This is a genomic window from Brevundimonas sp. TSRC1-1 (assembly GCF_049898245.1).
In the GTDB taxonomy this organism is placed as follows: domain Bacteria; phylum Pseudomonadota; class Alphaproteobacteria; order Caulobacterales; family Caulobacteraceae; genus Brevundimonas; species Brevundimonas mediterranea_A.
In genome coordinates this window covers 320,602-334,123 of sequence record NZ_JAFCXI010000004.1, presented here as the reverse complement: position 1 = coordinate 334,123, position 13,522 = coordinate 320,602, and the positions used below count along the sequence as shown (strand labels likewise).

At 69.6% G+C, this 13,522-nt stretch carries 16 protein-coding genes and 1 tRNA gene; 8 read left to right on the top strand and 9 right to left on the bottom strand.

The genetic code is table 11. The annotated features are described in order from the left end of the window. Positions 1-60: 60 nt before the first annotated feature. Together ccmI and ACP7CK_RS15135 are read right to left on the bottom strand one after the other, a co-directional pair. Positions 61-882: a c-type cytochrome biogenesis protein CcmI gene (gene ccmI, locus ACP7CK_RS15140; RefSeq protein WP_426026551.1), complete on the bottom strand. Its 822-nt coding sequence runs from the start codon at positions 880-882 to the stop codon at positions 61-63. Positions 883-899: 17 nt separating this feature from the next. Then, complete coding sequence (locus tag ACP7CK_RS15135) at positions 900-2,315, bottom strand: hypothetical protein (RefSeq protein WP_426026550.1); 1,416 nt, start codon at positions 2,313-2,315, stop codon at positions 900-902. A gap of 164 nt (positions 2,316-2,479) precedes the next feature. Between ACP7CK_RS15135 and ACP7CK_RS15130 the strand changes: the two genes are divergently transcribed. From ACP7CK_RS15130 to ACP7CK_RS15120, 3 genes are read left to right on the top strand one after another with little or no spacing between them, the layout of a single operon-like run. Continuing rightward, entirely contained in the window at positions 2,480-3,412 is a 933-nt protein-coding gene (locus tag ACP7CK_RS15130; RefSeq protein WP_426026549.1) for an ABC transporter ATP-binding protein, read from the top strand. Then, positions 3,412-4,179, top strand: coding sequence for an ABC transporter permease (locus tag ACP7CK_RS15125; protein ID WP_154726713.1), 768 nt, complete (start codon positions 3,412-3,414; stop codon positions 4,177-4,179). The genes ACP7CK_RS15130 and ACP7CK_RS15125 overlap by 1 nt, the downstream gene beginning before the upstream one ends. A 41-nt stretch (positions 4,180-4,220) precedes the next feature. Further along, entirely contained in the window at positions 4,221-5,351 is a 1,131-nt protein-coding gene (locus tag ACP7CK_RS15120) for a hypothetical protein (protein WP_426026548.1), read from the top strand. A 37-nt stretch (positions 5,352-5,388) separates the two neighbouring features. Here ACP7CK_RS15120 and ACP7CK_RS15115 read toward each other — a convergent pair whose 3' ends face one another. Genes ACP7CK_RS15115 through tsaD form a run of 3 tightly spaced genes read right to left on the bottom strand, consistent with a single transcriptional unit; the run spans position 5,389 to position 7,971 of the window. Then, positions 5,389-5,766, bottom strand: a complete 378-nt coding sequence (locus tag ACP7CK_RS15115; protein ID WP_008262825.1) for a Rieske (2Fe-2S) protein — start codon at positions 5,764-5,766, stop codon at positions 5,389-5,391. Beyond that, positions 5,759-6,757, bottom strand: a complete 999-nt coding sequence (locus tag ACP7CK_RS15110) for an NAD(P)H-dependent glycerol-3-phosphate dehydrogenase (RefSeq protein WP_426026673.1) — start codon at positions 6,755-6,757, stop codon at positions 5,759-5,761. The genes ACP7CK_RS15115 and ACP7CK_RS15110 overlap by 8 nt, the downstream gene beginning before the upstream one ends. A gap of 26 nt (positions 6,758-6,783) precedes the next feature. Further along, positions 6,784-7,971 (bottom strand): tRNA (adenosine(37)-N6)-threonylcarbamoyltransferase complex transferase subunit TsaD, encoded by a 1,188-nt coding sequence (tsaD, locus tag ACP7CK_RS15105; RefSeq protein ID WP_372705329.1) that lies wholly within the window; start codon positions 7,969-7,971, stop codon positions 6,784-6,786. On the opposite strand from tsaD, the gene hemC reads away from it, so the two are divergent. From hemC to ACP7CK_RS15085, 4 genes are all read left to right on the top strand, one after another. Then, positions 7,970-8,923, top strand: a complete 954-nt coding sequence (hemC, locus tag ACP7CK_RS15100) for a hydroxymethylbilane synthase (RefSeq protein WP_008260252.1) — start codon at positions 7,970-7,972, stop codon at positions 8,921-8,923. The two genes, tsaD and hemC, sit on opposite strands and share 2 nt — an antisense overlap. Continuing rightward, a complete protein-coding gene (locus tag ACP7CK_RS15095) occupies positions 8,920-9,660 on the top strand; it encodes a uroporphyrinogen-III synthase (protein ID WP_292147228.1) in 741 nt (246 codons plus the stop codon). Before hemC ends, ACP7CK_RS15095 begins: the two co-directional genes overlap by 4 nt. Positions 9,661-9,700: 40 nt before the next feature. Continuing rightward, positions 9,701-9,776, top strand: a tRNA-Thr gene (locus ACP7CK_RS15090). A gap of 372 nt (positions 9,777-10,148) precedes the next feature. Continuing rightward, positions 10,149-10,502: a helix-turn-helix domain-containing protein gene (locus tag ACP7CK_RS15085; RefSeq protein WP_008262454.1), complete on the top strand. Its 354-nt coding sequence runs from the start codon at positions 10,149-10,151 to the stop codon at positions 10,500-10,502. 4 nt (positions 10,503-10,506) lie between these two features. Here the strand turns inward: ACP7CK_RS15085 and ACP7CK_RS15080 are convergent, their stop codons facing one another. From ACP7CK_RS15080 to ACP7CK_RS15065, 4 genes are read right to left on the bottom strand one after another with little or no spacing between them, the layout of a single operon-like run. Further along, positions 10,507-10,866, bottom strand: coding sequence for a hypothetical protein (locus tag ACP7CK_RS15080; protein WP_426026547.1), 360 nt, complete (start codon positions 10,864-10,866; stop codon positions 10,507-10,509). 21 nt (positions 10,867-10,887) lie between these two features. Continuing rightward, the gene (locus tag ACP7CK_RS15075; RefSeq protein ID WP_426026546.1) at positions 10,888-11,337 is read right to left on the bottom strand and encodes a hypothetical protein; all 450 of its coding nucleotides are present in this window, start codon (positions 11,335-11,337) and stop codon (positions 10,888-10,890) included. 14 nt (positions 11,338-11,351) lie between these two features. After that, entirely contained in the window at positions 11,352-11,693 is a 342-nt protein-coding gene (locus tag ACP7CK_RS15070) for a hypothetical protein (protein WP_426026545.1), read from the bottom strand. Between the two features lie 28 nt (positions 11,694-11,721). Continuing rightward, positions 11,722-12,168 (bottom strand): helix-turn-helix domain-containing protein, encoded by a 447-nt coding sequence (locus tag ACP7CK_RS15065; RefSeq protein ID WP_292147236.1) that lies wholly within the window; start codon positions 12,166-12,168, stop codon positions 11,722-11,724. A 145-nt stretch (positions 12,169-12,313) separates the two neighbouring features. Between ACP7CK_RS15065 and metK the strand changes: the two genes are divergently transcribed. After that, positions 12,314-13,519 (top strand): methionine adenosyltransferase, encoded by a 1,206-nt coding sequence (gene metK, locus ACP7CK_RS15060; protein ID WP_035307925.1) that lies wholly within the window; start codon positions 12,314-12,316, stop codon positions 13,517-13,519. Positions 13,520-13,522 lie beyond the last annotated feature (3 nt).

Below are 13,522 nucleotides of genomic sequence, written 5' to 3'. Positions count from 1 at the left end.
TTCCGCTCCCCGACGGAATTTTTCTTGGGTCTATAGCGGCCGGGGCCGGCCGCCAATGTGTCATTGCGCCTTATCCGCAGGCAGGCGCCGTTCCAGGTCGATCCGGCGGGGGTCGGCCGGGTCCAGGGCGGCGATCAACGGCGTCCATTGCGCGCGCGTCGTCGTCGTATCGCCCCGCTCCAGCGCCGCCTGGCCCAGAAAGAAGCGAGCGCCCAACTGGTCCGGGTCCAGGTTCACCGCCTGGCGGAAGGCGGCCTCGGCGTCGCCGCCGATCCGGCCGTCATCGGCCCGCACCAGGCTTTCGCCCAGCCGCGCCCATGCCTGGGCGTCGGTCGGCTCCAGTTCGATCAGCCGGCGAAAGGCCGAGGCGGCGCCCAGCGGATCGTCGGCGGCGAACCGGGCCGCGCCCAGCATGGCCAGGGCCTGACGGTCCTGCGGATTGTCCCGCGCCACCCGCGCCGTCACCGCCGCCAGCTGCGCCGGCTCCAGGGCTTCCAGCTGGGTGGACCATTGATCGACCCGCCGCTCATAGGCCTGGTCCGGCAGACCCGGCGACCCGGTCAGGACATAGAGGGCCAGCGCCCCCGCCGTCGTCGCGGCGATCCCGCCCAGAACCCAGAAGCGGTCATGCCGGCCGGCCACGGGCGTAGCCGCAGCCACGGCCTGACCCGCCAGCAGCCGCCGCCCCGCCTCGGCCCGTGCGGCGGCGTGGGCCGTTTCGTCCAGCAGGCCGCGCGCCTTCAACCGGTCCAGTTCGTCCAGTTCGCGACCGCCGACATCGGCGTCGGCGCCGGCCGCATCAGCCCCGCGTCGCGCCCCGGTCAGCACCAGCAGGCCGGCCATCGCCGCCGCCAGGCCGGTCATTATCCAGAAGACGATCATCCCCGCCGTCTATCGCATCAGACGACGCCGGGCGAGGCCCCAGTCGTGGCCCCAGTCGTCACACCTGTCGTCGCCCTTGCGGCCTCGGCGGCGGCCGCGCGTCGTCGCACCGCCCGCGCCGCCTCCAGCGCCTCGACCAGGGTCAGGAAACGGGCCGCCGTTCCGACCAGACGCAGGGCCTGATCGGGATCGGCCACATCGCCGTCGGCGATACTGTCCAGCGCCTCATTGGCCCAGGTGGACAGATAGTCGGTCAGCTCGGTCTTCAGCGCCATCCGGTCCGCCTCGCAGCCGAAGGTGTTGGCCGCGCCGCGCAGGCCCGAAACCGCCCCCAGCAGGGCGGCCGCCGCCTCGATGGGTTCGCCCTTGGCCGGCGCCTCCAGCCAGGGGCACAGGCGCGTCATCCGCCCGGTCAGGACCTGACGCTTCATCGGCAGGGCGGCGTGGACGGCGGCCGAGGTCGATTTCATCAGGCCCGACAGCTGGCCGGCCACCTGGACCCGCGCCATCCGCGCCGTCTTGCCCCAGGGCGAATCGGGCCGGACCATCAGGGTCATGTCCATTTCGGCCAGCACCCCGGCGCACCAGGTCGCATCCTCCACCGCCTGGGTCATGTCCGGCCCGTCGCGGGGCGACAGACAGGCGGCGATGCGCTGGACACGGCTCTGGACCGACGTCAGCAGCCGTTCGACGAAGACGCCCATTTCGGAATGGCTGAGAATGGCCTCGGTGTCGGCCAGGCGGCTGGTGCGCGTGACGATCCGCAGCATCCGCTCAGCGTCGGCGACATGGGCGAACAGAATGTCGATCATCCGCCGCCCGCCCTCGGGCGATATCGCCAGACAGTCCTGGATCAGCAGCCGCAGCCCCGCCAACTGATTGTCGTCGGGCCGCTCCAGCCAGACCGACAGGCGGGCCACGGCGGATCGCGCCAGGGGCGCCAGGTCGAAACAACCGGCCAGTTCCGCCGGGCTGGCGGCCGGGGTTTCAGCCTGGCCGGCCGTCGGGTCGGGCCATTGGTCGTCCGGCCAGACGTCGCGAGGCCGGTCCCGCAGCACCGCAGCCGCCCGCGCGCACAGCCGATCCGCCGCCAGGGTCCATTCCCCCTCGCCGACGCCCGCCCCGTCCAGCAATCCCAGGAAGGCCTCCTCGCCCGTCCGCGCCTCGCGCCAGACCCGCGCCAGCACGGCCGGCGGAAAGATCAGGGCCGGAGTTCGGTCGGCGCGGGGTTGGAACAGGGGCAGAAGGGGGGCGAAGGCCAGGTCGCGCCGGGCGCGGTCGCGCGCCTCCTGCACGATCATGGCGGTCAGTTCCGCCGCCTTGTCCCCGCCCAGGGACGGAACGGCCGCACGCAGCTGCGTCAGGACCGAGTCAGGCGCGGCCTGGACGACCGCCTGCAGGGCGGCGCGGTGGGGGACGGACAGCGAGGACAAGAGGCACTCCCGTCTGCAGGCGACGAAGACGCCACCGTGCCGTCTTTGGGTTAACAACGGCTTCTCGTCCCTGCAGAGACCGGCGCCCCTTGAGCCCAGCCGATGGCACGCCATATTCCCGCCACGACGACGCCAGGCGTTTCCGCCTCGGATCAGGAGCGCCCATGCCGGTTATCGAGATCGAAGACCTGACCAAGACCTACAAGTCGGGGCTTCAGGCGCTGAAACGCGTGGACCTGACCATAGAGAAGGGCGAGATTTTCGCCCTGCTGGGTCCGAACGGAGCGGGCAAGACCACCCTGATCTCCATCGTCTGCGGCATCGTCAACGCCACGACGGGCACGGTGATCGCCGACGGCCACGACATCAGGAAGGATTTCCGCGCCGCCCGCACCAAGATCGGCCTGGTGCCGCAGGAACTGACCACCGACGCCTTCGAGACCGTGCTGGCCACCGTCACCTTCAGCCGGGGCCTGTTCGGCAAGGCGGCGAACCCGGCCCTGATCGAGCAGATCCTGAAAGACCTGTCCCTGTGGGACAAGCGCGACGCCAAGATCATGACCCTCTCGGGCGGGATGAAGCGCCGGGTGATGATCGCCAAGGCCCTGAGCCACGAGCCGGACATCCTGTTCCTCGATGAACCCACAGCCGGGGTCGACGTCGAACTGCGCCGCGACATGTGGGCCATGGTGCGCAAGCTGCGCGAGCGGGGCGTCACCATCATCCTGACCACCCACTATATCGAGGAGGCCGAGGAGATGGCCGACCGGGTGGGGGTGATCCTGAACGGCGAACTGATCCTGGTCGAGGAAAAGACCGCCCTGATGAAGAAGCTGGGCAAGAAGACCCTGACCCTGCACCTGACCGATCCTCTGGCCGCCCTGCCGGCCGACCTGTCCGATTGGGAGCTGACGCTGAAGGCCGATGGAAGCGAGCTGGAATACAGTTTCGACGCCAACGCCGACGACACCGGCGTGCCGTCGCTGATCCGCCGTCTGGAGCGGCTGAACATCGGCTTCAAGGATCTGAACACCCGCCAGAGCTCGCTGGAGGACATCTTCGTCAGCCTGGTCCACCGCGATGGGGAGACCGTCTGATGAACTTCAACGGACATGGCGTCTGGGCCATCTATCGCTTCGAGATGGCCCGCGCCCTGCGCACCATCTGGCAGAGCGTGGTCACGCCGGTGATCACCACCGCCCTCTATTTCATCGTCTTCGGCAGCGCGATCGGCAGCCGGATGGAGGCGATCGACGGCGTGGCCTATGGCGCCTTCATCGTGCCGGGCCTGATCATGCTGAGCCTGTTCACCCAGTCGATCTTCAACGCCTCCTTCGGCATCTATTTCCCGAAATTCACCGGCACCATCTACGAGATCCTGTCGGCGCCCGTGTCGTCGCTGGAGGTGGTGATCGCCTATGTCGGGGCGGCGGCGACCAAGTCGGCGGCGCTAGGCCTGATCATCCTGGCCACCTCGACCCTGTTCGTGCCGCTGCAGGTGCTGCACCCTGTAGGCATGCTGGCCATGCTGGTGCTGATCTCGGTGACCTTCAGCCTGTTCGGCTTCATCATAGGCATCTGGGCCGGCAGTTTCGAACAGCTGAACTTCATCCCCATGCTGATCGTGACGCCCCTGACCTTCCTGGGCGGCTCCTTCTATTCGATCAACATGCTGCCTGACGTCTGGCGCGCGGTGGCCCATTTCAATCCGGTGGTCTATCTGATCTCGGGCTTCCGCTGGACCTTCTATGGCCAGGGCGACGTTCCCATCGGCATCAGCGTGGCCGCCACCATGGGCTTCTTCGTCGTCTGCCTGGCCGTGGTCATGTGGATGTTCAAGACCGGCTACCGCCTCAAGAGCTGAGCCGTCACGAAACCGGCCAGATCGCCAGCGATTAGAGTATCATGTCCGACGACGCCAAGATCACCCCCGCCACGCCGCCCGCCTCGAACGGTCCATCGGGAGGACCGCCGGAGCCGTTCGTGCGCAAACAGGTGACCTGGGGGCGCATGCCCACGACCACCTTCCACGTCGGCCCGGTGCCGGTCGCGCCCAATCCGCTGGACCGGATTCCCAATCGCCCGCCGCGCACGACGCCGCTGGGCCAGACAGGCCCGAGCGGGGGCCAGGTTTCGGGACAGGTTCAGGAGCCGCCGCGCCGAGTCCCTGCGCCGCGCGCCGGCGGCAATATCCTGAGCGGATCGCTGATCCCCCAGGCGCGTCCGGGCGCCGGTCCGGTGACGCCTGCGCCACAGCCCAAGCCCGCTCCCGCGCCCGCGCCCAGCGCCGACACGACCGTGCGGCCCCTGCCCGGCGCGGGTCTGACCAACGCCCCTTCGACGCCTGTCGATCAGCCTGATGTCGCCGAACAGGTCGCTGCGGCGCCTGTGGTCGCGGCCCCCGCCCTGGCCCCGCTTGAGCCGTCTCCTGCTGTTGAGGCCGCCCCTTCGGTCACGCCCAGTTTCGCGCGCGCCGCGACCCGACGGCCGTCGCGCCTGCCGCGGTACATCGGCGTCGGGGTGCTGGCGGTTCTGGCGGTCGGCGGCGGCCTGTGGTTCGCCCTGCGTCCCGCCCCTGTGGCCGCACCGGTTGCCCCCGCCCCGGCGGCGGCGCCCGAAGCCGTTGCGCCTGAAGCCCTGACGCCGGCCGCCGCGCCCGTGGAGACGCCGGTCGAGACCGCAGCGCCCGTCGAAGCCGCACCGGTCGAGGAAACACCCGCGGGTGCGGCCGTCCGGCCAGCGGCGGCCCCGGCTCCGACCACGGCCCGGACCACGCCCCAAACCACGGGCCAGGCCACGGCCCGGACCTCGTCCGCTCGCCCCGCGACGACGATGCGTCCCCAGACGCCGGCGCAATCAACGACGCAAACCCCGGCGCCCCGGGTCCCGACGGCTCAGGCCCCGGCGGCCGTCTCGACGCCCCCCTCCGCAACGCCGGCGCCGGTCGTCGTCGTCGCGCCCGCACCGACCGCCGCGCGCCCGGCCCAGACCGACCCGAACGCTCCGGTCGTGACCCGGCCCCAGCCGCTGGACTGAAGCCGCTTCCGCCCCCGCGCCCCGGCGTGTGGGGCGGTTAGGCCGTGCGGATGACGCCGCCGCTGGTCGTCACCGGCCAGGGCGTCAGTCGCCCGCCGGCGCAGGGGCCGCCCTTGCATTCGCCGGTCAGGGGTTCGAACACCGCCCCGTGCCAGCCGCACAGGATCAGGGCGCCGTCCGGCGTCAGATAACGGTCGATCTCCATGGCGATGGGAAAACCGGCGTGCGGACAGCGATCGACCCAGCCGGCCACCGCCCCGTCCTTGCGCACCACGAAACCGTGGAAGAAGGCCTCGCCGATCTGAAGCACGAAGCCGCGCGCGCCGGGCTCGGCGATGTCGGCCTCGGCGCACAGGGCCACGTTCGGCGGCGTCTTCCAGACCCGTTTGCGCTCGGTCGGCGCCTCGTCAGACACGCTCGGCCTTCAGCGGGCGCGACAGCAGGCCGTCGATCAGGCCATCCACGGTGATCTCGCCGGCCAGCAGGGCGGCGATGCCCTCGGCGATGGGGGTCTCGACGCCCAGGCGCGCGGCCAGGGCGCGCACGGCCGGCGCGCTCTCGTAGCCTTCGGCCACCGAACGTTTGCCGGCCAGGGCCTGTTCGACCGTCTGGCCCTGGCCCAGGGCCAGACCCAGGCTCATGTTGCGCGACTGGGGGCTGGAACAGGTCAGGACCAGGTCGCCCAGGCCGCACAGGCCCGCCACCGTCTCGGCCTGTCCGCCCATGGCGACGGCGAGGCGGGTCATTTCCGCAAAACCGCGCGTGATCAGGGCGGCGTGAGCGCTGCGGCCCAGCTGACGCCCCTCGGACACGCCGCAGGCGATGGCCAGCACATTCTTCAGCGCCCCGCCCGCCTCGGCCCCGACCAGGTCGGTGGCCAGATAGGGCCTGAAGCCCGGCGCCGACAGGGTGTTCAGCAGGGCCTGACCCAGGACCGAATCGGCGCAGGCCAGGGTGACGGCGGTCGGCAGGCCGCGCGCCACCTCGCCGGCGAAACTGGGGCCGGACAGGACCGCCGCCGGGGCGTCCGGCAGGGTTTCGGCCAGCACCTCGGTCATCAGTTTCATCGTGCCGCGCTCGACCCCCTTGGAGCAGAGCACCACCGGCACGCCGGCGCGGTGATGGGGCGCAAAGGCCGTCAGGGTCGCCCGCATATGCTGGGCCGGGGGCACGGCCAGGATCAGGTCGCAGTCGCGCAGATCGGCCAGATCGGCGGTGAATTTGAGATCCTCGGCCAGGGTGACGCCCGGCAGATACAGGTCATTGGCCCGCGTCGTCGCCAGGGTCTCGACCAGCTGGGGCTCGCGCGCCTGAAGCGTCGTGTCCAATCCGGCGCGGACGCAGACCTGGGCCAGGGCGGTGCCCCAGGCGCCGGCGCCGATAACCCCTGCGGTGCGGAATTCCATGCGCCCTCCCGAGGCGGTCTCGTTGGTCATGCTTTCGCGCCCTTGCGGCCCGGCTTGTGCGAAGGATCGGCCAGGGCGCGGGCTTCGTCCAGCGGCCATCGCGGCCGGGCGACCACGTCGATGTCGCTGGTCAGCCCCAGAGCCAGGCGCTCGGCTCCCGCCAGGGCGATCATGGCGGCGTTGTCGGTGCAATAGGCCATGGGCGGCGCCAGGAAGTCGAAGCCGTGTTTCTCCGCCGTCGCCTGCAGGGTCGCACGAATGGTCTTGTTGGCGGCCACGCCGCCCGCGACCACGAACAGCCGGTGATCGTGGGTCTCGGCATAGGCGGCCAGGGCCCGCTCGGAGCGATCCGACAATTGCCGGGCGATGGCGGTCTGGACCGCGTCGGCCAGATCGGCCTTGTCCTGCTCGGTCTCGCAGGTCTGGGCGATGCGGAAGGCGGCCGTCTTCAGACCCGAGAAGGAGAAGTCGCAGTCCTTGCGGCCCAGCAGGGCGCGCGGAAGATCGATCTTCGATCCGTCGCCTTGCGCCGCCAACCGTTCCAGCGCCGGCCCGCCCGGATAGCCCAGGCCCAGGGCCTTGGCGATCTTGTCGAAGGCCTCGCCAGCCGCGTCGTCGATGGTGGCGCCGATCCGGCTCATGTCGCCGACGCCGCGCACTTCGAGCAGTTGGCAGTGACCGCCGGAGACCAGCAGCAGCAGGAAGGGATAGGCGACCTCCTGCCCCAGCCGGGCCGAGACCGCATGCCCCTCCAGGTGATTGACCGCCACCAGGGGCAGGCCCCGCGCCAGGGCCGCCGCCTTGCCGAAGCTGAGGCCCACCATGACGCCGCCGACCAGGCCCGGCCCGGCCGTCGCGGCGATTCCGTCCAGGCCGTCATAGCCCAGGCCGGCTTCGGCCATGGCGCGGCGCGTGACCCCGGCGATCATCTCGACATGGCTGCGGGCGGCGATTTCGGGGACGACGCCGCCATAGGCCGCATGGTCGTCGATCTGGCTGTGGACGACCGAGGACAGGACCTCGGCCCGGCCGCCCCGTTCGGACGGGTGCAGGCGCACCACCGAGGCGGCGGTCTCGTCGCAGCTGGTCTCGAGACCCAGCACCGTCAGGGGTCGGACATCGCGTCCGGTTGCCGCTGCGGCGCCGCTGCTATAGTCGGCGGAACTCTCCATCGGGTCGAGGTAGCGATCCGGCGTCCGGTAAGCAACGATCATGAACCTTCCTCTCCGCATCGGCACCCGGCGGTCCAAGCTGGCCCTGGCCCAATCGGGCATGATGCAGCGGGCCATCGGCCGGGCGCTCGGCGTGGCCGAGGCCGAGATCGAGGCCGCCGTGCCCCTGGTCGAGATCGTCACCACCGGCGACCGGATCCAGGACCGCCGCCTGATGGAGATGGGCGGCAAGGCGCTGTTCACCAAGGAGATCGAGGAGGCCCTGCTGGACCGGCGAATCGACATCGCCATCCATTCGATGAAGGACGTGCCCGCCGAACAGCCCGAGGGCCTGTGCATCGCCGCCATCCCGGAACGCGAGGACGCCCGCGACGCCTTCATCAGCCGCGACTTCGACAGTTTCGACCAACTGCCCTTCGGCGCGCGGCTGGGCACCGCCAGCCTGCGGCGCCAGGCCCAGGCCCTGGCCCTGCGGCCCGATCTGAAGGTCGAGATGCTGCGCGGCAATATCGACACCCGGCTGCGCCGCGCCGCCGAGGGGGATTTCGACGCCATACTGCTGGCCGTCTCGGGCATGACCCGGCTGGGCGTGACCGAACATATCCGCGAGAAACTGTCGCTGGACGCCTTTTTGCCGGCGCCGGGCCAGGGCGCCCTGGCCATCCAGACCCGCGCCGACGACATCGACGCCCCCTGGGTCGCCGCCCTGAACCACCCGGAGACCGCCGTCGCCGTGGCCGCGGAGCGGGGGGCCATGACCGCGCTGGAGGGATCGTGCCGCACCGCCGTCGGCGCCTACGCCCTGATCGAGGGCGACACCCTGCGCCTGACCACCGAAATGCTGAGCCCCGACGGCTCGGCCCGCTGGCGCCGCGTCGGCGAACTGTTCCAGCCCACCGAGGCCGACGCCCGCGCCCTGGGCGAACGGCTGGGCGGCGAGGTCCACGCCTTCGCCGGCGATCAGGAGGTCGATCCGGCGAGCCTGGACGGATGACGGCCCCAGGCGCCGCGGATCAGAGCCCCCGCGTCTGGATCACCCGCGCCCAGCCCGGCGCGTCGCGCACCGCCGCCCGTCTGCGCGACATGGGGTTCACGCCCCTGATCCAGCCCCTGCTGGCGGTGGAGACCCTGAGCCCGCCCGTCCCGGATCTGGATCGGTTCGCGGCCCTGGCCTTCACCAGCCGGAACGGCGTCGCCGCCTTCGCCGCCCTGACGTCGCGGCGCGACCGGCCGGTCTTCGCCGTCGGCGACGCCACCGCCCAGGCGGCGCGCGAGGCCGGCTTCGTCGCCGTCCGCTCCGCCTCGGGCGACCTGACCGCCCTCGCCCGCCGGATCGCCGCTGAACTGAGCGACGCCGCCCTGCTGGCGCCCCAGGCCGAGACGCCCGCCGGCGACCTCGCCGCCGCCCTGGCCGCCGCCGACGCCCGCGCCGTCAGCCTGCACCCCCTGAGCGTCTATCGCACCGCCCCGACCGCCGCCGCCGCGCCGCCAGAGGCGTTCGACGCCGTGCTGATCCACTCCCCGCGCGCGGCCCTGGCCCTGGCCGCCCTGGTTCCCGTCTCCCTGCCGGCGGCGCGCCTGGCCGGCGTCGTGATCGCCTGTATCTCGCCCGCCGCCGCCGCGCCCCTGAGCGCCGTCGGCCTGACGCCGGCGGTGGCGGACGCCCCGGACGAAGCCACATTGCTCGCGACCTTGAAAGCGGCGCTTGGCAAGCGCGATACGCCCGTATAAAGAGCCCCTCTCGCGCGGGCTGCTTCGCCTTCGCAACCGGGCCGCTTTAGCTCAGCCGGTAGAGCACCTCATTCGTAATGAGGGGGTCGCGTGTTCGAGTCACGCAAGCGGCACCACCGTTTCCGGGCCTTCAAATAGAAGAGTGTTCACCCTGAACCTGGGTGCGAGGCCCAGTATCGGGTCGCTGCGGGCGTATCGATTTCGGATCCGGATGGTAGTTTCAGGCTTCCCTTGGGTCAGTTTTCAGTCCCTTGAAACGGCCTCATAAGGTATCCTGTTCACCTGAGGCGAGCTTGAGACTCCAGTATCGACTGGAACAGTCTTGGTTACTTTCGTTTCAGTTGCGAAGGATTCGCTTGCAACCTCTCCCTCAAGTTGAATATTTACCTATTCTCGGTACGTAGGATTCCCGTATCGTCGAGCTTTGGCTTGACGCCCTTGTCATTTTCAGGCCTGACGCAGGTATTCTCGCACGCCCGAAGGCCAAGATGAACGACGCAGTCGACCCAGTAGACATCGCAATCGGCGCCCGCATTCGCGCCCGTCGCGAGGAACTCCGCATCACCCAGGCGCAACTGGCCGCCGGCGCCGGCGTGACTTTCCAGCAAATTCAAAAGTATGAGCGGGGCGTCAACCGCGTCTCGGCCGCACGCCTGCTGCAGATCGCAGCGGTGCTGAAGTCCACGGGCGCGGCTCTGCTGGGCGAACTCGAGACGGCCGAGGGCGACGAACTGGCTCTGGCCGCGCCGGGCGTGGCGGAACTGTTGTCCGCCTTCCGCAGCATCCGGGACGCTGAAAAGCGCGACGCCCTCCTGGTCGTGGCCAAGGGCCTGCGCGACTGATCCGTCAGACCTGAGTCTGTCTCAACACCCGCTCCACCGGTTCGCCGCCCCGCGCGCCGGCCGAAGCATCGGCGAGCCAGGTCTGGACCGCGACGATCGCACGAAGATCGAGACCGTCGGAGCGTCCCGCATCGGCGATGTTCTGGCGCACGACCTCAAGCAGACAGGCGGCCTCCGCAGCGTTCGCGGGCTGGTGGTTGAGCAGGCTCGTCTCCGCCTCGACCATCGGCCCGAGATCCAGGTCGGCCAGCAGATTGTCCTCGCTGCCCGAGAGTCCCGCTCCGCCGAGTTTTTCGGCCAGTCGGGTCGTGTCGAACCATGACCGGAAAAGCGGCATGAAGGTCTTCGGAGGTTGGGTGTTCACGCTGTGATGTCCTTGTAGATTTCAGGCGATGCGCGACTTGGCGCTGAGGGATCGAGATCTGGCGTAGGGGGCCGAGGTCGCTTCCCAGACGCCGATCAGACCGAGGATCATGATCTCCACCCAGACCACCATCCGCGTCGTCACGATCGACCAGGTGAGGACGTCGGATCCGAACAGAGATGCGACGTGAGTGCCGAGCGCGAGAAGCTGGGCCCCGGCCGCGAACAGCAGCCACCAGCGGTCGTAGCGAAGGCTGAGTCGGACGAACCAGACCAGAAGACTGACGGAAACGGCGGCCACCGCCCATCGGAACTGACCACCGATGACGAGGTGATCGACCCAGCCCGAAACCAGTTGCACGACGAAAAGCCCTGCGGCGGCCTCCCGTTCGGGGCGCCCCCCCTTCCAGAGGAGCAGCCCGAGCGCCAGAATGGTCAGGGCCGTGCCGAAGATCCAGAGCGGCGAAGGCATTCCGTCAGAACCGATCAGGCGGCCAGGTGCAACACGCCGGACGGCGCCGACGCCTGGGCTTTGCCCTTGTCCTCGCCCATGCCGTCCAGACGCCAACCGATCGCGTGGTCGTCCGCCACGATCGACAGCCCCGCGTGGCCGGCGGCGACCGCCGCACGAACCGTCGTGAGCCGGTTCAGACCGGTCACGATGTCCTCCAGCGCCGCCTGACCGACCTCGGCCGCCAGACGCGCCTCGAGCCGCCCCTCGAGCGCGGTCTGGATCAGCTTGCAGACCTCGATCATGGCCTGGTCGATCGCGTGTTCGGCGGTCCTGACCTGGCGAGCGACTTTCACCCCGACGTTCATGTTTCGCATTCTGCCGTCCTCCAAAAGGATCCCCGCGTCAGCGAGCCCATTCGGGAGCGATACGGTCGAACAGGGAGGGAACCACCATGCCTGCCGTCACGATCCCGATGGCGAGCAAGAGGGCGACGGCGGCCCCCGCCACGATGACCGCCAGTCGTGCGCCGACGCCGCGAGGCGGAGCCGGCAAGGACCAGGCGGACCGAACGAGCGGGCCGTCGTCGTCCGATTGTCCGGCCGACGCCGCATCACCAAGCCCGTCTTCCGCCGGTTCGGGAATGAGTATCGGCTCCCCTGAGTAGCCGTTACTCAGCCGCCGGGCCGCCAGTCTGCGGTCCGAGACCTTCAGTTTGACGTAGGCGCGATGCAGGTGGTTGCCGACCGTGCGGGGGGAAATGCCCAATCGCGCAGCGATCTCCTTGTCCTCAAGGCCCAGGCCGGCCAGGCGAACGCACTCGATCTCTCTTGGCGACAGGCTTTCAGGCATTCACGCGCTCCCCGCCTCGTCATAGCGGATTTCACCGGCACGACCAGACACGGCGTGGTTCCTGCGAACCAAAGACGGGAAGATCACTTGAACATATAAGCATGTCTTTATATGTTTGCCGGGCTGACATTGACAGGAGCCTCTTTTGGCCGCTCGTTCTTCCTTCCTCTTCACCTCGGAAAGCGTCTCCGAGGGCCACCCCGACAAGGTCGCCGACCGTATCTCGGATACTGTCGTCGACGCCTTCCTGTCGAAGGATCCCGAGGCCCGCGTGGCCTGCGAGACCCTGGTCACGACCCAGCGGATCGTCCTGGCCGGCGAGGTCCGCGCGACCCAGCCGGGCAACACCAAGGAACAGAACGAGGCCTTCACCCAGTCCATCATCGACAGCCTGGAGCCTCTGGTCCGCGCCGCGGTCAAGGACATCGGCTACGAGCAGGACGGCTTCCACTGGGAAACGGCGGAATACGCCTGCCACCTGCACGCCCAGTCGGCCGACATCGCCGTCGGCGTCGACTCGACCAATGAAAAGGACGAGGGCGCCGGCGACCAGGGCATCATGTTCGGCTATGCGTCGAACGAGACGCCGGAGCTGATGCCGGCCACCCTCCAGTACAGCCACAACATCCTGAAACGCCTGGCCGACGTCCGCCACGCGGGCGGCTCGCAACTGGAGCCCGACGCCAAGAGCCAGGTGACGATCGAATACGAGGATGGCAAACCCAAGCGCGCCGCCTCAATCGTCCTGTCGACCCAGCACGCCAAGGGGCTGAGTTCGGAACAGGTCGCCGAAATCGTCAAACCCTATATCCTGGAAGTCCTGCCCGAGGGCTTCACCGACGAGAACACCGTCTGGCACATCAATCCGACCGGCATCTTCGAGATCGGCGGGCCGGACGGCGACGCCGGCGTGACCGGCCGCAAGATCATCGTCGACACCTACGGCGGCGCGGCGCCCCACGGCGGCGGCGCCTTCTCGGGCAAGGATCCGACCAAGGTGGACCGTTCGGCCGCCTACGCCTGCCGCTACCTGGCCAAGAACGTGGTCGCCGCCGGCCTGGCCGACCGCTGCACCATCCAGATTTCCTACGCCATCGGCGTGGCCAAGCCCCAGTCGATCCACGTCGATCTGCACGGCACCGGCAAGATTTCCGAGACCCTGCTGGAAGAGAAGCTGCTGGGCCTGATCGGCGGGGCGACCCCGCGCGCCATTCGTAGCCATCTGGGGCTGAACAAGCCCATCTACGCCCGCACCGCCGCCTACGGCCATTTCGGCCGTGAGCCGGACGCCGACGGCGGTTTCAGCTGGGAAAAGACCGATCTGGTCGAGCAGTTGAAGGCGCTGGCCTGATCG

What these genes read in the sequence shown, in the direction of transcription:
- ccmI (WP_426026551.1), bottom strand. Translation starts at nt 882, where the DNA reads ATGATCGTCTTCTGGATAATGACCGGCCTGGCGGCGGCGATGGCCGGC.
- ACP7CK_RS15130 (WP_426026549.1), top strand. Translation starts at nt 2,480, where the DNA reads ATGCCGGTTATCGAGATCGAAGACCTGACCAAGACCTACAAGTCGGGG.
- ACP7CK_RS15125 (WP_154726713.1), top strand. Translation starts at nt 3,412, where the DNA reads ATGAACTTCAACGGACATGGCGTCTGGGCCATCTATCGCTTCGAGATG.
- ACP7CK_RS15120 (WP_426026548.1), top strand. Translation starts at nt 4,221, where the DNA reads ATGTCCGACGACGCCAAGATCACCCCCGCCACGCCGCCCGCCTCGAAC.
- ACP7CK_RS15110 (WP_426026673.1), bottom strand. Translation starts at nt 6,757, where the DNA reads ATGGAATTCCGCACCGCAGGGGTTATCGGCGCCGGCGCCTGGGGCACC.
- hemC (WP_008260252.1), top strand. Translation starts at nt 7,970, where the DNA reads ATGAACCTTCCTCTCCGCATCGGCACCCGGCGGTCCAAGCTGGCCCTG.
- tsaD (WP_372705329.1), bottom strand. Translation starts at nt 7,971, where the DNA reads ATGATCGTTGCTTACCGGACGCCGGATCGCTACCTCGACCCGATGGAG.
- ACP7CK_RS15095 (WP_292147228.1), top strand. Translation starts at nt 8,920, where the DNA reads ATGACGGCCCCAGGCGCCGCGGATCAGAGCCCCCGCGTCTGGATCACC.
- ACP7CK_RS15085 (WP_008262454.1), top strand. Translation starts at nt 10,149, where the DNA reads ATGAACGACGCAGTCGACCCAGTAGACATCGCAATCGGCGCCCGCATT.
- ACP7CK_RS15075 (WP_426026546.1), bottom strand. Translation starts at nt 11,337, where the DNA reads ATGCCTTCGCCGCTCTGGATCTTCGGCACGGCCCTGACCATTCTGGCG.
- ACP7CK_RS15070 (WP_426026545.1), bottom strand. Translation starts at nt 11,693, where the DNA reads ATGCGAAACATGAACGTCGGGGTGAAAGTCGCTCGCCAGGTCAGGACC.
- ACP7CK_RS15065 (WP_292147236.1), bottom strand. Translation starts at nt 12,168, where the DNA reads ATGCCTGAAAGCCTGTCGCCAAGAGAGATCGAGTGCGTTCGCCTGGCC.